A 16,310-nucleotide genomic window follows, 5' to 3' on the forward strand; every position below is an offset into this window, starting at 1 on the left:
TTCAGCCGTTCTGCGGCATCAGGAAATGCCCGGTCGCCTGGGCGAAGAGCTTCTGGCGGTGGTCCTGCCAGGCCTCGACCTGCACGCTGGCATAACGCCGGCCCGAGCGCACCACCTTGGCCCGCGCATAGGCGTCGCGCGGCAGGCCGGACCGCAGGTAGTCCACGGTGAAGTCGATGGTCTTGGGCAGGCGCGGCAGGCTGTCGGGCACCGCGGCGTCGGGGGCGATGCGGCCCTGCTCCATGTCCTCCCAGATCGCGGTCCAGGTCAGCTCGACGATGGCGGTCACCTCCAGGAAGGCGGCGGTGACGCCGCCATGGATCGCCGGCAGCATCGGGTTGCCGATCAACTTCTGGTCAAAGGGCAGCACGGCGGTCAGCTCGTCGCCGCGGCGGTCGAACTGGATGCCCAGCCAGCGGATATAGGGCACGCCCGAGACCAGCGCGTTCAGGGCGTTGTCGCGGCGCGACTTGATCGCGGCCAGGGGTTCGTTGCGGTCGGCCATGTCAGCGCTCGATGGTGAAGGCCCCGGTGGCCGAGGCCACGGGGCGGCTGTCGTCGTCATCCGTCGCCACCGCCCGCACGAAGGCGACCGAGCGGGTGATGTGATAGCAGCTCGCCTTGGCGCGGATGGTCTGGCCGGGCGTCGCGGCGCGCATGTAGTCGATGCGCAGGTCGATGGTCGCGGTCGAGCGCGCGCCCGTCGGATGCACCATCACCGCCGCCCCGCAGCAGGTGTCCATCAGCGCCGAGATGACGCCGCCATGGATCACGCCGCTGCGCGGATCGCCGACCAGATCCTCGCGCCAGGGCAGCCAGATCTCGGCCCCCTGCTCGGACAGCTCGCCGAAGCTCATGCCAAGCGCGCGGGCATGCGGGATCACCTCGATGAACTGCCGCGCGATGCGCTGGCGCTGCTCGATCTGCTCCTCGGAGAATGGGTCGGTCATGCGTCTGGCTGCCTCTGCTGGATGGGGAATGGTAGCATCGCGGGGCACACTGGCAAGCCCGCTCCCACCAATGGTTGAGTTTGCGCGGGCGGCGCGCTAGGCTGCGCCGAGGCCGGCCCGAGCATGAGTTCTTCCGATGTCCGATAACGAATACATTGGCTTCAAGGAAATGTGCGCGCGTTTCGACGTGACGCCGCGCACCTTGCGCTATTACGAGTATATCGAGCTTCTGAGCCCGAAGAAGGAAGGCCGCTCGCGCTTCTACGGCCCGCGCGAAATCGCCCGGATGAAGCTGATCCTGCGCGGTCGCCGCTTCGGCTTCTCGCTCGAGGACATCCGGCAATGGCTGCTGATCTATGGCGAGAAGGGCACGCGCGAACAATATCGCGTCTGGATCGAACTGGCCGACCGCCAGCTCGAGGTGCTGGCCCAGCAGCGCGACGAGCTGGAGGCGGCGATGGCCGACCTGCTGGCGCTGCGCAACGAGACCCAGACGCTGCTGAAGGACATGGAAACCTCCGGAGAGGACGGCGCGGCGGCGGCCGGGCGCTGACGGGACCGCCCCGCGGCTCTGACGCCACGTCGCACCTTACGCGCACGTCAACTGCGCCTATATTCCCCTTCGAGGCGTTCCACTGAGGGAGGGATCGGCGATGAGCGACGCTTTGATGACCATCCGCCAGATGTGCGACGCCTTCGAGGTGACGCCCCGCACCCTGCGCTTTTACGAGTCCCGCGAGCTGATCTTCCCCGAGCGTCGGGGCCAGCACCGGCTTTACGACCGCGCCGACCGGGCGCGGCTGAAACTGATCCTGCGCGGCAAGCGCTTCGGCTTCTCGCTGGAGCAGATCCGCCAGCTGCTCGAGCTTTACGACCCGGCCGAGCGCAACCTCACCCAGACCGAGGCCACCCTGGCCACCGCCCGCGAGCGGCTTGCCGACATGGAGCGGCAACACCACGAGCTGGGCGGAGCCATCACCGAGCTGCGCGAGCAGATCGCCGAGGGCGAGCTCTGGCTGCAGAACCTGAAATCCGGCGCCTGACGCGCCAACCCTGGGAGGACCGATGACCACCTATGCCGCCCCCGTCCGCGACATGCAGTTCGTGCTGCATGACGTGCTCGAGATCTCGAAGCAGGCGCTTCCCGGCTATGGCGATCTCGACCGCGACTTCACTCAGGCCGTGCTGGATGCCGCCGGCAAGCTGGCCTCGGAAGTGCTGGCGCCACTGAACCCGGTCGGCGACCGGCAGGGCTGCCGGCTGGAAAACGGCATGGTGCGCACGCCCGACGGCTTCCGCGCGGCTTTCGAGCAGATGCGCGAGGGCGGCTGGGCCGCGCTCGACTGCGACCCGGCCTATGGCGGTCAGGGCATGCCCTATGTGATCGGCCTGGCGGCGGGCGAGATGTTCTCGGCCTCGAACATGGCCTTCACCATGTATCAGGGCCTGACCCATGGCGCCTATTCGGCGATCCACACCCATGGCAGCGACGCGCAGAAGGCCACCTATCTGCCGAAAATGGTGTCCTGCGAATGGACCGGCACGATGAACCTGACCGAGCCCCATGCCGGCACCGATCTGGGGCTTCTGCGCACCAGGGCCGAGCCGCAGCAGGACGGCAGCTATCTGATCACCGGGCAGAAGATCTTCATCTCGGCCGGCGACCACGACATGGCAGAAAACGTCATCCACCTGGTGCTGGCCAAGGCCCCCGGCGGCGGCGAGGGCACACGCGGCATCTCGCTCTTCATCGTGCCGAAGTTCCTGGTGAACGAGGATGGCAGCCTGGGCGAGCGCAACAAGCTCTCGGTCGGCAGTCTCGAGGAAAAGATGGGCATTCACGGCAATGCCACCTGCGTGATGAACTATGACGGCGCCAGGGGCTGGCTGCTGGGCGAGCTGCACAAGGGCATGCGCGCCATGTTCACCATGATGAACGAGGCCCGGATCGGCGTCGGCCTGCAGGGCTATTCGGTGGCCGAGGGCGCCTATCAGAACGCCGTCGCCTATGCCCGCGACCGGCTGCAGGGCCGCGCGGTGACGGGGGACGAGAACCCCGCGGGACCGGCCGATCCGCTGATCGTCCACCCGGACATCCGCCGCAACCTGATGGACCAGAAAAGCTTCCTGGAAGCCGCGCGCGCGCTGGCCTTCTGGGGCGCGCATCTGATCGACCGCGCCGTGCTGGCCGATGACAAGGAGGCGGACGCGCTCGTCTCGTTGCTGACGCCGGTGATCAAGGGCTTCCTGACCGACAAGGGGTTCGAGACGGCGGTGCAGGCCCAGCAGGTCTTCGGCGGCCATGGCTATATCGAGGAACAGGGCATGTCGCAATTCGTCCGCGACGCCCGGATCACCATGATCTACGAGGGCGCGAACGGCGTGCAGGCGCTGGACCTGGTCGGCCGCAAGCTGGCGGCCGAAGGCGGCAGGCCGATCATGGCCTTCTTCGAGATGGTGAAATCCGAGATCAAGGCGCAGGAAGCCGACGAGGTGCTGCAGGCCCAGTTCTGCGAGCCGCTGAAAGCGGCCTCGAAGGACCTGCAATCGGCGGCGATGTTCTTCATGGAGCAAGGCATGAAGAACCCGAACGCGGCGCTGGCCGGCTCCTACGACTTCATGCATCTGTTCGGCCATGTGGCGCTGGGGCTGATGTGGCTGCGCATGGCCGCCGCATCGCGCAAGGCGCTGGGGGAAGGCACGCAGGACGCCGCGTTCCACGAGACCAAGCTGGCGACGGGGCGCTATTACATGGCCAGGCAGCTGCCGGCGACCGCGATGCATCTTGCCCGCATCCGCTCGGGCGCCGAGCCGGTGATGGCCCTGGATGCAGCGCGGTTCTGAAATCAGCGGCGATAGCGCCAGGAGGCAAGGCCGCATGGGTATTTGAAAAACAGAGAAAGCCAAAGCTGGGCTCCGAGAACCCGGCTCCCCCCCGAAGGGCAGGAAAGAAGCGGGGAACCCGGAGCGCCTTCTCTGTTTGCGGTCATCGGCTCCCCAGCCTGTACCGCGAGACCGACATTAGGATGGAAGCGTTAAGCAAACCCTAAAGTCTTCTTTGTTTCACAAATACCCACGCGAAGAGCTCAACCGGCGCTGCCAGTACAGAAAAGGAAGCCCAGATGACCGCCCAGCTTCATTGTTTCGGAGAATCCGGCCATTCCTACAAGGTGGCGCTGATGATGCAGCTGACCGGCTATCCCTGGCAGCCGGTCTTCGTGGACTTCTTCGGCGGCGCCACCCGCGGCGCCGATTATCGCGCGCTGAACGAGATGGGCGAGGCGCCGGTCTTCGTCGAGCACGGGCTGACGCTGACCCAGTCCGGCGTGATCCTGCTGCACCTGGCCGAACGGACCGGGCGCTTCCTGCAGGGCGACCGGAACGAGATCCTGCGCTGGCTGTTCTGGGACAACCACAAGGGCTCGGCGCAATTCGGCGCGCTGCGCTTCCTGATGAACTTCCTGCCGCCTGACAAACGCCCGGCCGAGGTCATCGCCTGGCTGCAAGGTCGCTGCAGGGCAGCGTTGAAGACGCTGGAGGGGCATCTGGCCGGCCGCGACTGGCTGGCGGGCGATGGGCCGAGCATCGCCGACCTGTGCTGCTGCAGCTATCTCTATTACCCCGAGCCCTTCGGCTTCGACCGCGCCGAATGGCCGCATATCGACGCCTGGCTGGCGCGCATCGCGGCGCTGCCCGGCTGGAAACACCCCTATGACCTGATGCCCGGCAATCCCGCGGACCGGGCCGCGAAGGAGGACGCATGACCGAAGCCTATATCTACGACGCCGCCCGCACCCCACGCGGCAAGGGTCGCCCGGATGGCGGCCTGCACGAAGTCACCTCGGTCGCGCTGTCGGCGCGGCTTCTGAATGCCGTCAAGGAACGCAATGGCCTGGAAGGCCACGCGGTCGAGGACGTGATCTGGGGCAATGTCACCCAGGTCAAGGAACAGGGCGGCTGCCTGGCCCGCTCGGCGGTGCTGGAATCCGACCTGGACGAGTCGATCCCCGGCCTTGCCATCAACCGTTTCTGCGCCTCGGGCATGGAGGCGGTGAACCTGGCCGCGAACCAGGTCAAGGGCGGCGCCGGTCAGGCCTATATCGCCGGCGGGGTCGAGATGATGGGCCGCGTGCCGATGGGCAGCGACGGCGCCGCCATCGCCGTGGATCCCAGCCTGACCTTCAAGACCTATTTCGTGCCGCAGGGCATCAGCGCCGACATCATCGCCACCGAATACGGCTTTTCCCGCGAGGAGGCCGATGCCCTGGCCGTCGAGAGCCAGCGCCGCGCCGCCCGCGCCTGGCAAGAGAACCGCTTCGCCAAGTCCATCGTGCCGGTCCGGGACCAGAACGGCCTGACCATCCTCGACCGCGACGAATACCTGCGGCCCGGCACCACGCTGGAGGATCTCGCGAAGCTGAAGGCCAGCTTCAAGGAAATGGGCGAGAGCATGCCCGGCTTCGACAAGGTGGCGATGCTGAAATATCCGCATCTGGACCGCATCGAGCATATCCACCATGCCGGCAACAGCTCGGGCATCGTCGACGGCGCCGCCGCGGTGCTGATCGGCAACGCGGAATTCGGCAAGGCGCATGGGCTCAAGCCCCGCGCCCGCATCCGCGCCACTGCCAAGATCGGCACCGATCCGACCATCATGCTGACCGGCCCGGTGCCGGTGACGGAAAAGATCCTGCGCGACTCCGGCATGGCGATTTCGGACATCGACCTCTTCGAGGTGAACGAGGCCTTCGCCTCGGTCGTCCTGCGCTTCATGCAGGCCTTCCAGGTCGATCCCGGCATGGTCAACGTCAACGGCGGCGCCATCGCGCTGGGTCACCCGCTGGGTGCGACCGGCGCCATCATCATCGGCACGCTGCTGGACGAGCTTGAGCGGCAGGACAAGACCGTGGGCCTCGCCACGCTCTGCATCGCGTCCGGCATGGGCGCGGCCACCATCATCGAGCGCGTCTGAGGGAGGGGAACATGACCGATTTCACCATGCAAAAGGACGCCGAGGGCGTCGCGACCATCATCTGGGACGTGCCCGGCAAATCGATGAACGTGCTGTCGCTGGACGGCGCTGCCGCGCTTGGCGCGCTGATCGACGATGCCCTGGCCGACGAAGCCGTGAAGGGCATCGTCATCACCAGCGGCAAGGCGGATTTCGCTGCCGGCATGGACCTGAACGTCATCGCCGGCATGAAGCAGGGCGGGGCGCAGGCGGTCTTCGACGGCGTGATGACGCTGCACCGCCTGCTGCGCAAGATCGAGCTGGCGGGGATGGACCCCAAGACGAAAAAGGGCGGCAAGCCGATCGCGGCCGCCCTGCCCGGCACCGCGCTGGGGATCGGGCTGGAACTGCCTCTGGCCACGCATCGCATCTTTGCCGCCGAAAACCCGAAGGCCAAGATCGGCCTGCCCGAGATCATGGTCGGCATCTTTCCCGGTGCCGGCGGCACCACCCGCCTGGTGCGCAAGCTGGGCGCCATGGGCGCCGCCCCCTTCCTGCTGGAGGGCAAGCTCAGCGACCCGGCCAAGGCCAGATCCGCCGGGCTGATCGACGAGGTGGCGGCCGATCCGCTGGCCGCCGCCCGCGACTGGGTGCTGAAGGCCTCGGATGCCGATCTGGTGAAGCCCTGGGATGCCAAGGGCTACAAGATGCCGGGCGGCGAACCCTACCATCCGGCGGGCTTCATGACCTTCGTCGGCGCCAGCGCCATGGTGCATGGCAAGACGCTGGGCGTCTATCCGGCGGCGAAGGCGCTGCTGAGCGCCGTCTATGAAGGCGCCATGGTGCCCTTTGACACGGCGCTGAAGATCGAGGCGCGCTGGTTCACCAATGTGTTGATGAACCCCAGCGCCACCGCGATGATCCGCAGCCTGTTCATCAACAAGGAAGCGCTGGAGAAGGGCGCGAACCGTCCCGAGGCCCCCGACCAGAGCGTGAAGAAAGTCGGCATCCTCGGCGCCGGCATGATGGGTGCCGGCATCGCCTATGTCTCGGCCATGGCCGGGATCGAGGTGGTGCTGATCGACTCGACGCCAGAGGCGGCCGAGCGCGGCAAGTCCTATTCCACCGGTCTGCTGGACAAGGCGATCAGCCGCAAGAAATCCACCGAGGAGAAGAAGGCCGAGGTGCTGGCCCGGATCACGCCGACCACCGACTACGCCGCGCTGCAGGGCTGCGATCTGGTCGTCGAGGCGGTGTTCGAGGACACCACCGTCAAGGCCGAGGTAACCAAACGCGCCGAGGCAGTGATCCCCGCCGACGCGATCTTCGCCACCAACACCTCGACGCTGCCGATCACCGCATTGGCCAAGGCCAGCATCCGACCCGAGCAGTTCATCGGCATCCATTTCTTCAGCCCGGTGGACAAGATGCTGCTGGTCGAGATCATCAAGGGCCGCGAGACCGGCCCGCGCGCGGTGGCCAAGGCGCTGGATTTCGTGCGCCAGATCCGCAAGACCGCCATCGTGGTCAACGACGCACGCTTCTTCTACGCCAACCGCTGCATCATCCCCTATCTCAACGAGGGCATCCGCATGGTGGCCGAGGGCGTCAGCCCCACATTGATCGAGAACGCCGCCAAGCTGATGGGCATGCCGCTGGGGCCGCTGCAGCTGGTGGACGAGACCTCGATCGACCTCGGCGTCAAGATTGCCAAGGCCACGAGGGCGGCCATGGGCGATGCCTACCCGGACGGCGCGGTGGACGCGGTGATCTTCAAGCTCGCCGACCAGGGCCGGCTCGGCCGCAAGGCCAAGGCCGGCTTCTATGACTATGACGAGGCCGGCAAGCGCCAGGGTTTCTGGTCGGGCCTCGCGACCGAATGGCCCGAAGCCGACACCCAGCCCGAGCTGACCGAGATCCAGCACCGGCTGATGTTCGCACAATCGCTGGAAGCGGTCCGCGCGCTCGAGGAAGGCGTGCTGGAAGACATCCGCGAAGGCGATGTCGGCGCCATTCTCGGCTGGGGCTTCGCGCCTTGGTCGGGCGGTCCCTTCGGCTGGCTCGACATGCTGGGCGCCCCCCGCGCCGCCGAGATCGCCGAGAAGCTCGCGGCGAAGTTCGGCCCCCGCTTCGCCACGCCGCAACTGCTCAAGGACATGGCCGCGAAGGGCGAAAGCTTCTACGGCAAGACCGCCCGCAAGGCCGCCTGACGCAAGCCTGGGGACAGGGCCGCGATGGTCGGCCCTGTCCTCCCGGTCGCATGGGTATCTGGAAAACGGTGAAACCCGCCACCGTGGTGCTTCCGGAACCCCGACAGGAAGGGCAGGGCCCGGGCATTTCACCGTTTCCCAAATACCCGGAAAGACCAAGCGCCGAAGGGTTCCCCTCCGGCGCTTCTCGGTTCTCCAAGTCTTGCGGCGACCGCGCCCCAGGGCGCGATCAGGTCAGCCCCTCGGCCCGGAACGCCGCACGCAGGTCGCTTTCGGGCCGGGCGCCGACATGGCTGATGACCTCGGCCGCCGCGACGCAACCCATGCGTCCCGCCGCCGCCAGATCGGCGCCGATCGCCAGGCCATAGATCAACCCGGCCGCGAACTGGTCGCCCGCGCCCGTCGCATCGACCGGGACGACCCGATGCACCGGCGCCGTCACCCGCTCGGCACCGCGGATCAGGATCGCATCCTCGCCCGAGCGGGTGCAGATCACCGTGCCGCAGTCGGCCGCGGCCTGCCGCAGCGCCTCCTCCAGATCCTCGACCTGATAGAGCGACTGCCATTCGTGGACATTGCCGATGACGTAATCCATCGGCCCGGCCACCAACCGGCGGAAATCGGCGCGGTGCCGGTCGACACAGAACGGGTCCGACAGTGCGATCCCCGCCTGCCCGCCCGCCTGGTGGCAGGCCCCCGCCGCCTTCAGGAAAGCCGCCTTGCCGGCATCCTTGTCGAAGAGATAGCCTTCCAGGAACAGCCAGCCGGCGCCGCTGAAGGTCGCCGGGTTCACGTCTTCCGGCCCCAACCCTGCCGAAATCCCCAGATAGGTGTTCATCGACCGCTCGCCGTCCGGCGTCACGAAGATGATCGAGCGCGAGGTGGGCGCCACCTCTCCCGCCACCGGCGGATTGACGAAGACCGTGCCCTGCGCCTCGGTCTGCTCGGCATAGCTGAGCCCCAGCGGATCGCCGGCCACCTTGCCGATGAAGGCGGTGCGCAGCCCGAGCATTCCCAGCCCCGCCAGGGTGTTGGCTACCGAACCGCCCGGCACCAGCCGCGCCTTGCCGGCCTGCGGATCGGCCGATTGCGCCGCCATCAGGAACTCGGACCGCTCGCGGTCGATCAGCTGCATGATACCCTTTTCCACCTCCAGCCGCGCCAAGGTGGCATCCGAGGTCGGCGCGATCACGTCCATGACGGCATTGCCGATGCCGATCACATAGGGGGTGGTCATTCGGTCTTCTCCTCGTAGGGGCAGAGATCTTCGATGGGGCAGATCTTGCAGCGCGGGCGCTTGGCCTGGCAGATGTAGCGGCCGTGCAGGATCAGCCAGTGATGCGCGCTCTGCTGGAAGGGGACGGGGACGTTGTCCTCGACGGCGCGCTCGACCGCCTCGACGTCACGGCCCGGCGCGATGCGGGTGCGATTGCCGACCCGGAAGATATGCGTGTCGACCGCCTGGGCCGGGAAATGAAAGACGCTGTTGAGCACGACATTCGCCGTCTTGCGTCCGACGCCAGGCAGGGTCATCAGCGCGGCGCGCGATTGCGGCACCTCGCCGCCATATTCCTCGACCAGCCGGCGGGAAAGGGCGATGACGTTCTTGGCCTTCTGGCGGTAAAGCCCGATGGTCTTGATCTCGTCGGTCAGGGCCTCGACGCCCAGTTCCAGCATCTCTTGCGGCGTGCTGACGCGCTGGAAAAGCCGCTTCGTCGCCTTGTTCACGCCGATATCGGTGGCCTGCGCGGACAGCGCCACCGCCACCAGCAGGGTGAAGGCATTGGTATATTCCAGTTCGGTCACCGGATGCGGATTCGCCGCGCGGAACCGCGAAAAGATCTCGACCTGCGCCGCATAGGGCAGGGCCGGCGGAAGACGAGGGGAAGCGCTGCGTGCCATGGCCCCCCAGATGCCCCGCCCCGCCGCCATACGCAAGCATTCCTGCGTGGATTCGGCCCGCCGCCGCGCTACTCTGCCGCCAGCAACAGCAGCGAGGCCAAGATGACACGGACGCTCTTTCTCCTTGCCCCGGCCGAACCGGGGCTGCGCGTCGCCATCACGACGCAACCGGCCGAGGATCTGGGCGCCGTGCTCTGTCGCGGGCGCTTCCCGACCCCTTTTGGCACGGCGATCGCCTATGGCGCGGGCGGCACGCTCTGGGCCCTGGGCTTCGCCGGTCCCACCCCCGAGGATCAGGTCGAGGCCGATCTGACCGCACGCTTTCCCCGCGCCAAGGTGGTCGAGGCGCCCGAGGCCCTGGCTCCGGCAATCCAGACGCTGCTGAGCGGTCGGGGCGAGATCGCCGTCCGGCTCGGCGGCACCGAGTTTCAGCTGCAGGTCTGGCGGGCGCTGACCCAGGTGCCGGCCGGACAGGTCATCAGCTATGCCATGCTGGCCGAGCGTATCGGCCGGCCCAAAGCCTTGCGCGCCGTCGGCACCGCGGTCGGGCAGAACCCGGTCTCCTGGGCGGTGCCCTGCCATCGCGTCACCCGCACCGGCGGCGCCATCGGCGGCTATCACTGGGGCGAGGCGGTCAAGCGCGCCCTGCTGACGCGCGAGGGCGCAAGCATCGCACCCCGCAGCATCGCCGCATTGTGAGAGGCCGTCAGCAATTTTGCGCGCCTTTCTCTGGCCTTGCCGTGGAACTCATGCCAAGTTCCCGTTGTTTGGGCACCAGCAGCCGGACTCTCCGGCCAAGTCGTAAGGACAGGCGACGGTGGATCGCCCTGAAAAGAAAGGTGAAAAAATGAAAACCCGTATTCCGCTGCTCATCGCCTCGGCCGGCGCCATCGCCCTGACCGCCTGCGCCCCCACCGATCCCTATGGCAACCCGACGACGGGCGGAACCCAGATGAACCGCGCCCAGCAGGGCGCCATCGCCGGCGCCGTGGTCGGCGGCATCCTGGGCGCGACCCGCGACAAGGACAAGAACGATCAGGGCAAGGACGCGATCAAAGGCGCCATCGTCGGTGCGGCCGTTGGCGGCGTCGGCGGCGCCATCCTCGACCAGCAGCAGAAGGCGCTGCAGCAGTCGCTGAACAACCCCAACATCCGCGTGGTGAACCATGGCAGCTACCTGTCGGTGACCATGCCGGAATCGACGCTGTTCGCCACCGAGTCGGCGGCTGTGGGCGCGCAGGGCCAGAACGACCTCTACATCATCGCCCGCAACCTCAACCAATATCCGAACAGCACCATCCAGGTGGTCGGCCATACCGACAGCACCGGCTCGGCCGCCTATAACCAGGACCTGTCCGAGCGCCGGGCGCGTTCGGTCGCGGGCATCCTGACCGCCGGCGGCGTGTCCTCGAACCGCGTCACCACCACCGGCCGCGGCTCGAGCCAGCCGGCCGCCTCGAACGACAGCGCGGCGGGTCGGGCGCAGAACCGCCGGGTGGAAATCCTGATCATCCCGACCCGCTGACCGCGGCGGGCCGGAAACAGGCAGGGGGCTGGCGGCGCTGCCGCCGGCCTTTTTCATGCCCCGGCGCCGGAACCAACGAGCGGCGGTCCCGGCAGCGGTGCCCTTAGCATTCAGAAAGCGGTGAAGGGCGACGACGCGGGGCCCGGACATGCAAGAAACCCCCGAGGCTTTTGCCAAGGGGGTTCCTCGTATCGCTGTCCCTTGTCGCGCCTTGTCGGCCCGTTTTCAGTTCAGGCGGCGCGCCACGTCGTCGATGGCCTTGTCGATGCCGGCTGCGCGCTGTTCGGCGGTGGCCTGCTTGCCCAGGATCTCGGTTGCGGCCGAGATCGCGGTCTGGATCGCCCGGTCGCGCACGGCGCGGACCGCATCGCCCTCGGCGCTGGCGATCTGCTCCTCGGCGGCTTTCAGCCGGCGTTCGATCGACAGTTGCAGCGCCTTCTTGGCCTTCTCGGCCTCCAGCACTGCCTCGCGCTTGGCATTGGCGACGATCTCGTCGGCCTGGGTCTTGACCTCGCGCTGGCGCCGCTCGTAGCTCGCATAGATCTCCTGCGCTTCCTCGCGCAGGCGCCGGGCCTCGGCCAGATCGTTGCGGATGCCCTCGGCGCGCTTGTCCAGCAGGCCGCCGACGATCTGCGGCACCCGGAAATACACCAGGATGCCGACGAACAGCAGGAAGGCCAGCGTGACGATGAAATCGGTATTGCGCAGCGAGAAGAACGGACCCGAAGCCGCCAGGGCCGGGCTCGCCATCAGGGCGAAGAGAACGCTCAGACGCTTCATTGCAGCACCCCCTTCAGCCGCTGATCGACCGCTTCGCTGACCAGGTTCTGGTCGGCCGCGCCGCCGAAATTCTCTACCAGCGCCGCAGTCACGTCGCGGGCGACGGTGCGCGCATCCTCGACGGCCGAGGCGCGGATCTCGCCGATGCGCTTCTCGGACTCGGCCGAGCGGGCACCGATTTCCGCATCCGCATGGGCGATGGCCGCGTCGAGTTCCTTCTGCATCTCTGCCTTGTTGGCGGCGACGATCTTCTGGGCCTCGGCGCGGGCGTCGGCCAGCGCCTTGTCATAGGCGGCCTCGGCCTCCTTGGCCTTCTGCTTGAATTCCTCGGCAGCCATCAGATCGCCGGTAATGGCGCCCTGGCGGTCCGAGAGAACGCCGCTGATGCGCGGCAGCGCGATCCGCGACAACACCCAGTAGATCACGGCCAGAATGACCAGCAGCCAGAAGATCTGGTTGCCGAAGGTCGTGAAATCCAGTTGCGGCATGCCAGGGGCGCTGGCGGCATGGCCAGCCGCGCCATGGGCTGCATCCGCTGCACCGGCCACGGCATGGGCCGCATCGGCGCCATGTCCCGCCGCTTCGACGGATTCGGTGATCACCACCGTTTCAGATTCTTCGACCACGACGGGCGCGGTCTGTTGCAACAGGCTGAACATATCCTACCCCATGCCGGTCGTTTCACAATCGGGTGGGCGCCCGGACGGCCCCCACCCAACCGCAAGGATGGCAAAGGATCAGACTGCGAACAGCAGCAGCAGCGCGACCAGGAACGAGAAGATGCCCAGGGCTTCCGCGAAGGCCATGCCGATGAACAGCGTGGCGGTCTGCGAGGCGGCAGCCGACGGGTTGCGCAGCGCGCCCGCCAGGTAGTTGCCGGCAACGTTGCCCACCCCCATGGCCGCACCGGCCATGCCGACGCAAGCCAGACCGGCGCCGAGATACTGTCCCAGTTGACCCAGATTTTCCATATTCATGCTCCTTGAGGCTTTGGAAAGAGTTTCGATTTTAACCTTGCAGCCGGGCTCAGTGCGCCGGATGCAGCGCGTCCTTCAGATAGACGCAGGTCAGGATGGTGAAGACATAGGCCTGGATGAGGCACACCAGCACCTCGAGCCCGTACATGGCGGTGATGGCGACGATCGAGACCGGCGCGATCGCGGCAACAGCGGCAAAGGCGGCAAAGACCTTGATCACCGCGTGGCCAGCCATGATGTTGCCGGCAAGTCGGATCGAGTGGCTGACCGGCCGCACGAAATACGAGATCAGTTCGATCACCGCCAGCACCGGGCGCAGCGCCAGCGGCGCCGAGCTGACCCAGAACAGCCCCAGGAAATGTGCGCCGTTCTTGACGAAGCCCAGCACGGTGACGCCGACGAAGACCAGCACCGCCAGCACCGCAGTGACCGCGATATGCGAGGTCGGCGAGAAGCTTTTCGGCAGCAGGCCCAGGAAGTTGGCGAACAGGATGAAGCAGAACAGCGTCATCACATAGGGGAAGTATTTCAGCCCGTCCTTGCCGGTCACGTCCTCGACCATCTTGCGGACCATGCCGTAAAGCAACTCGGCGATGGACTGGACACGGTTGGGGACGATGGCCCGACCGCGGGTGCCGAAGACCAGAAGCGCGGTGATTGCCAGCGCCGCCAGCGCCATCCAAAGCGTCGCGTTGGTCGGCGTGTACCAGTTCACCGGCCCTTCGCCAAACAGCGGCTTAATGACGAACTGATCCATCGGATGGAAAACCAGACCACCTGCTTCTTCTTCTGCCATCGTCATTCACCCTTGTCGTCGCCGGGGCGCCCCGGTGCCTTGCCTATCTCGTTCGCGGTCCGCATCATGGTCTTGATACCGGCCATCAGGCCCAGCAACACGAAAACCACCATGAAGACCGGTCGCAGGCCGGTCAGATAGTCCAGCCCGAACCCGATCCCGAAGCCGAGGGCCAATCCTGCCACCAGCTCGGTCACCATGCGCCAGGCCATGTTGGCCTGGCTGAAATGCTCTTCCGCGCGCGAGGCCGGCGTGTCGGCTGCCTTCTCGCCCAACCGGGCCTCCAGCGCGCGCAACCGCTTCGCGTCCCGGGCCCGCGCGGCGTCATGGTCGTCCTCGGCCACGGCTCACACCCCCGTTATCGGTTGGCGCGGTGATAGGGGCTTGCGCCAGCCGAGTCAAGCAAGGGGGTCTACCGTGTAACCCGTTGTTTTTTCGATAGTCGCGGAAACGCCCGGCGTTGCGAAAACCCGGCCTTGCGGTCGACAGGGCATCCGCCGCATATTCAACCGCGAAGTTAAGCGAAAGCCGATGACCGCGCAGCCACCCAGTCTCGACGCCATTTTCTCCGCCCTTGCCGATCCGACGCGGCGAACGATCCTCGGCATGCTGCTCGAGGACGACATGGCGGTGACGGATGTGGCGGCACCCTTCCAGGTAAGCCTGGCGGCGATCTCGAAGCATCTCGCGGTGCTCGCCGCCGCCGGGCTGATCCGGCAGGAGCGTCGCGGCCGCATCATCTGGTGCAAGCTCGAGCCCGACGGGCTGCGCAGCGCCTCTGTCTGGATGCAGGGCTTCGGACAGTTCGAGCCGGTGGACCTCGACGATTTCGAACACTTCCTTCGCACCGCCCTGCCCCAGATCGGCAGCGCCCCCCCCGAAGATTGACATCTTAACCTGCAAATCGCTCATAAGTTGCGCCATCGACACAGAAAACGCGAAATGAGACAGGCAAATTAATGTTTTGTTGATAGGCGTGCGATTGTGATCCTATCTGACACACAATCAATGATTGTGCAGGTGGATCCATGGAATACCGGATCATGACGGCAACGTTCGACACCCAGGTTTACAACGATCCCTCCGCTGTCGGCTCGGACAAATACCTGCCCTTCCTGAACCGCAGCTCCATCCGGTTCGACGCGGCGCAGATGGGGGAGATCCGCATCGAGGATGACGACGCCCGCTTCGGTTATCTCTCGCGCGGCGGTTTCGGCAATTTCTACGATGATCCCGGCAGCGACACCGGCCAGTCCCTGCTGGAAAGCGTCCGTTTCGGCCCATCGCACGCGCCGGATGATCTCGACCCGGGCCAACGCATATCCTTTCAGGACGCCGCCATCCTGCGCGATGCTGATGGCAACGAGTTCTACATCTCGTTCCCGACCCATGTGGATTACGCGCTCAGCGGCTATCCCATCGAAGCAGGCGGCCGGCACAGCGTCCTGATCGTGCCGAAGATCCGGCAGGATGCGGAGGGCCGCGACTACTGGCCGCAATTCCGTCAGGACGCAACCTACAGCTTCGTCGGCAGCTATAAGATCGGCTTCGGCCAGACCTCGATCGCCTATGACCAGACGGCAAAGGCGCCACCCTGCTTCACACCTGGCACACTGATCGCCACCGCCCGAGGCGCCAGGCCGGTCGAGTCGCTTCTGCCGGGCGATGCCATCCTGACCCGCGATCACGGATATCGGCCGCTGCGCTGGATCGGCGGCGCGCAACTGACGGCCGGGCAACTGGACCTGCAGCCCAACCTCCGGCCGATCCGGATCGGCCGAGGGGCGCTGGGGCCGGACCTGCCGGCACGCGATCTCCTTGTTTCGCCCCAGTATCGGGTGCTGATCCGCTCGCTCATCGCGCAACGCATGTTTGGCGCCCAGGAGGTCTTGCTTGCCGCCAAGCACCTGACCGCGCTGCCCGGCATCCGGGCTTTGGCGCCGGCCGGCGGGATCCGCTACCTGCACCTGCTCTTCGACCGGCATGAACTGCTGCTGTCCGAGGGCATCTGGACGGAATCGCTGCTGACCGGACCGCAGGCGCTGGCGGGGCTTTCCGCCGCCGCCCGCCGCGAGATCTTCACGCTGTTCCCCGATCTTGCCGGGGAAAGCCCCGCCGCCGCCCGCCTCCTGACCCGCGGACACGAGGCGCGCAGGCTGGTGCAGCGGCATCTGAAGAACGCCCGCGCTTTCCTGCCGACATGACGCCGGCCTGATATG

General features: G+C 66.7%; 19 protein-coding genes. 10 read left to right on the forward strand and 9 right to left on the reverse strand.

Annotation, left to right across the window (positions count from 1 at the left end; all coding sequences use genetic code 11):
• Position 1 precedes the first annotated feature (1 nt).
• Positions 2-505 (reverse strand): PaaI family thioesterase, encoded by a 504-nt coding sequence (locus NBE95_RS12280; protein WP_289895720.1) that lies wholly within the window; start codon positions 503-505, stop codon positions 2-4.
• A gap of 1 nt (position 506) precedes the next feature.
• On the reverse strand, positions 507-950 hold the full coding sequence (locus tag NBE95_RS12285; RefSeq protein ID WP_289895721.1) for a PaaI family thioesterase: 444 nt from the start codon (positions 948-950) through the stop codon (positions 507-509).
• A 136-nt stretch (positions 951-1,086) separates the two neighbouring features.
• Between NBE95_RS12285 and NBE95_RS12290 the strand changes: the two genes are divergently transcribed.
• From NBE95_RS12290 to NBE95_RS12315, 6 genes are all read left to right on the forward strand, one after another.
• Complete coding sequence (locus tag NBE95_RS12290) at positions 1,087-1,503, forward strand: MerR family DNA-binding transcriptional regulator (protein ID WP_289895722.1); 417 nt, start codon at positions 1,087-1,089, stop codon at positions 1,501-1,503.
• A gap of 100 nt (positions 1,504-1,603) precedes the next feature.
• On the forward strand, positions 1,604-1,993 hold the full coding sequence (locus NBE95_RS12295) for a MerR family DNA-binding transcriptional regulator (protein WP_289895723.1): 390 nt from the start codon (positions 1,604-1,606) through the stop codon (positions 1,991-1,993).
• A gap of 22 nt (positions 1,994-2,015) precedes the next feature.
• A complete protein-coding gene (locus NBE95_RS12300; protein ID WP_289895724.1) occupies positions 2,016-3,794 on the forward strand; it encodes an acyl-CoA dehydrogenase C-terminal domain-containing protein in 1,779 nt (592 codons plus the stop codon).
• A 278-nt stretch (positions 3,795-4,072) separates the two neighbouring features.
• Positions 4,073-4,714: a glutathione S-transferase family protein gene (locus NBE95_RS12305; protein ID WP_289895725.1), complete on the forward strand. Its 642-nt coding sequence runs from the start codon at positions 4,073-4,075 to the stop codon at positions 4,712-4,714.
• Positions 4,711-5,922: an acetyl-CoA C-acetyltransferase gene (locus tag NBE95_RS12310; RefSeq protein ID WP_289895726.1), complete on the forward strand. Its 1,212-nt coding sequence runs from the start codon at positions 4,711-4,713 to the stop codon at positions 5,920-5,922. Before NBE95_RS12305 ends, NBE95_RS12310 begins: the two co-directional genes overlap by 4 nt.
• Positions 5,923-5,933: 11 nt before the next feature.
• Positions 5,934-8,111, forward strand: a complete 2,178-nt coding sequence (locus tag NBE95_RS12315) for a 3-hydroxyacyl-CoA dehydrogenase NAD-binding domain-containing protein (protein ID WP_289895727.1) — start codon at positions 5,934-5,936, stop codon at positions 8,109-8,111.
• Between the two features lie 229 nt (positions 8,112-8,340).
• On the opposite strand, the gene NBE95_RS12320 is transcribed toward NBE95_RS12315, so the two are convergent.
• Together NBE95_RS12320 and nth are read right to left on the reverse strand one after the other, a co-directional pair.
• The gene (locus NBE95_RS12320; protein WP_289895728.1) at positions 8,341-9,348 is read right to left on the reverse strand and encodes an adenosine kinase; all 1,008 of its coding nucleotides are present in this window, start codon (positions 9,346-9,348) and stop codon (positions 8,341-8,343) included.
• Positions 9,345-10,013 (reverse strand): endonuclease III, encoded by a 669-nt coding sequence (nth, locus tag NBE95_RS12325; protein WP_289895729.1) that lies wholly within the window; start codon positions 10,011-10,013, stop codon positions 9,345-9,347. The genes NBE95_RS12320 and nth overlap by 4 nt, the downstream gene beginning before the upstream one ends.
• A gap of 102 nt (positions 10,014-10,115) precedes the next feature.
• On the opposite strand from nth, the gene NBE95_RS12330 reads away from it, so the two are divergent.
• A complete protein-coding gene (locus NBE95_RS12330) occupies positions 10,116-10,712 on the forward strand; it encodes a methylated-DNA--[protein]-cysteine S-methyltransferase (RefSeq protein WP_289895730.1) in 597 nt (198 codons plus the stop codon).
• Positions 10,713-10,860: 148 nt separating this feature from the next.
• A complete protein-coding gene (locus NBE95_RS12335; protein WP_289895731.1) occupies positions 10,861-11,538 on the forward strand; it encodes an OmpA family protein in 678 nt (225 codons plus the stop codon).
• 225 nt (positions 11,539-11,763) lie between these two features.
• On the opposite strand, the gene NBE95_RS12340 is transcribed toward NBE95_RS12335, so the two are convergent.
• The 5 genes from NBE95_RS12340 to NBE95_RS12360 form a co-directional block, all read right to left on the reverse strand.
• Positions 11,764-12,318: a F0F1 ATP synthase subunit B gene (locus tag NBE95_RS12340; protein WP_289895732.1), complete on the reverse strand. Its 555-nt coding sequence runs from the start codon at positions 12,316-12,318 to the stop codon at positions 11,764-11,766.
• Positions 12,315-12,977, reverse strand: a complete 663-nt coding sequence (locus NBE95_RS12345) for a F0F1 ATP synthase subunit B' (protein WP_289895733.1) — start codon at positions 12,975-12,977, stop codon at positions 12,315-12,317. The genes NBE95_RS12340 and NBE95_RS12345 overlap by 4 nt, the downstream gene beginning before the upstream one ends.
• A gap of 78 nt (positions 12,978-13,055) precedes the next feature.
• Positions 13,056-13,289: a F0F1 ATP synthase subunit C gene (locus tag NBE95_RS12350; RefSeq protein WP_010394077.1), complete on the reverse strand. Its 234-nt coding sequence runs from the start codon at positions 13,287-13,289 to the stop codon at positions 13,056-13,058.
• A 55-nt stretch (positions 13,290-13,344) separates the two neighbouring features.
• Positions 13,345-14,091 carry a F0F1 ATP synthase subunit A gene (locus NBE95_RS12355; RefSeq protein ID WP_289895734.1) on the reverse strand — a complete coding sequence of 249 codons (747 nt, stop codon included), beginning with the start codon at positions 14,089-14,091 and terminating at the stop codon, positions 13,345-13,347.
• Between the two features lie 2 nt (positions 14,092-14,093).
• The gene (locus tag NBE95_RS12360; protein WP_289895735.1) at positions 14,094-14,435 is read right to left on the reverse strand and encodes an AtpZ/AtpI family protein; all 342 of its coding nucleotides are present in this window, start codon (positions 14,433-14,435) and stop codon (positions 14,094-14,096) included.
• Positions 14,436-14,622: 187 nt separating this feature from the next.
• Between NBE95_RS12360 and NBE95_RS12365 the strand changes: the two genes are divergently transcribed.
• Together NBE95_RS12365 and NBE95_RS12370 are read left to right on the forward strand one after the other, a co-directional pair.
• On the forward strand, positions 14,623-14,979 hold the full coding sequence (locus NBE95_RS12365) for a metalloregulator ArsR/SmtB family transcription factor (RefSeq protein WP_289895736.1): 357 nt from the start codon (positions 14,623-14,625) through the stop codon (positions 14,977-14,979).
• A gap of 155 nt (positions 14,980-15,134) precedes the next feature.
• On the forward strand, positions 15,135-16,295 hold the full coding sequence (locus tag NBE95_RS12370) for a Hint domain-containing protein (protein WP_289895737.1): 1,161 nt from the start codon (positions 15,135-15,137) through the stop codon (positions 16,293-16,295).
• The last annotated feature ends 15 nt before the right edge of the window (positions 16,296-16,310 follow it).

This window comes from Paracoccus sp. TOH (genome assembly GCF_030388245.1).
GTDB lineage: Bacteria > Pseudomonadota > Alphaproteobacteria > Rhodobacterales > Rhodobacteraceae > Paracoccus > Paracoccus simplex.

What these genes read in the sequence shown, in the direction of transcription:
- NBE95_RS12280 (WP_289895720.1), bottom strand. Translation starts at nt 505, where the DNA reads ATGGCCGACCGCAACGAACCCCTGGCCGCGATCAAGTCGCGCCGCGAC.
- NBE95_RS12285 (WP_289895721.1), bottom strand. Translation starts at nt 950, where the DNA reads ATGACCGACCCATTCTCCGAGGAGCAGATCGAGCAGCGCCAGCGCATC.
- NBE95_RS12290 (WP_289895722.1), top strand. Translation starts at nt 1,087, where the DNA reads ATGTCCGATAACGAATACATTGGCTTCAAGGAAATGTGCGCGCGTTTC.
- NBE95_RS12295 (WP_289895723.1), top strand. Translation starts at nt 1,604, where the DNA reads ATGAGCGACGCTTTGATGACCATCCGCCAGATGTGCGACGCCTTCGAG.
- NBE95_RS12300 (WP_289895724.1), top strand. Translation starts at nt 2,016, where the DNA reads ATGACCACCTATGCCGCCCCCGTCCGCGACATGCAGTTCGTGCTGCAT.
- NBE95_RS12305 (WP_289895725.1), top strand. Translation starts at nt 4,073, where the DNA reads ATGACCGCCCAGCTTCATTGTTTCGGAGAATCCGGCCATTCCTACAAG.
- NBE95_RS12310 (WP_289895726.1), top strand. Translation starts at nt 4,711, where the DNA reads ATGACCGAAGCCTATATCTACGACGCCGCCCGCACCCCACGCGGCAAG.
- NBE95_RS12315 (WP_289895727.1), top strand. Translation starts at nt 5,934, where the DNA reads ATGACCGATTTCACCATGCAAAAGGACGCCGAGGGCGTCGCGACCATC.
- NBE95_RS12320 (WP_289895728.1), bottom strand. Translation starts at nt 9,348, where the DNA reads ATGACCACCCCCTATGTGATCGGCATCGGCAATGCCGTCATGGACGTG.
- nth (WP_289895729.1), bottom strand. Translation starts at nt 10,013, where the DNA reads ATGGCACGCAGCGCTTCCCCTCGTCTTCCGCCGGCCCTGCCCTATGCG.
- NBE95_RS12330 (WP_289895730.1), top strand. Translation starts at nt 10,116, where the DNA reads ATGACACGGACGCTCTTTCTCCTTGCCCCGGCCGAACCGGGGCTGCGC.
- NBE95_RS12335 (WP_289895731.1), top strand. Translation starts at nt 10,861, where the DNA reads ATGAAAACCCGTATTCCGCTGCTCATCGCCTCGGCCGGCGCCATCGCC.
- NBE95_RS12340 (WP_289895732.1), bottom strand. Translation starts at nt 12,318, where the DNA reads ATGAAGCGTCTGAGCGTTCTCTTCGCCCTGATGGCGAGCCCGGCCCTG.
- NBE95_RS12345 (WP_289895733.1), bottom strand. Translation starts at nt 12,977, where the DNA reads ATGTTCAGCCTGTTGCAACAGACCGCGCCCGTCGTGGTCGAAGAATCT.
- NBE95_RS12350 (WP_010394077.1), bottom strand. Translation starts at nt 13,289, where the DNA reads ATGGAAAATCTGGGTCAACTGGGACAGTATCTCGGCGCCGGTCTGGCT.
- NBE95_RS12355 (WP_289895734.1), bottom strand. Translation starts at nt 14,091, where the DNA reads ATGGCAGAAGAAGAAGCAGGTGGTCTGGTTTTCCATCCGATGGATCAG.
- NBE95_RS12365 (WP_289895736.1), top strand. Translation starts at nt 14,623, where the DNA reads ATGACCGCGCAGCCACCCAGTCTCGACGCCATTTTCTCCGCCCTTGCC.
- NBE95_RS12370 (WP_289895737.1), top strand. Translation starts at nt 15,135, where the DNA reads ATGACGGCAACGTTCGACACCCAGGTTTACAACGATCCCTCCGCTGTC.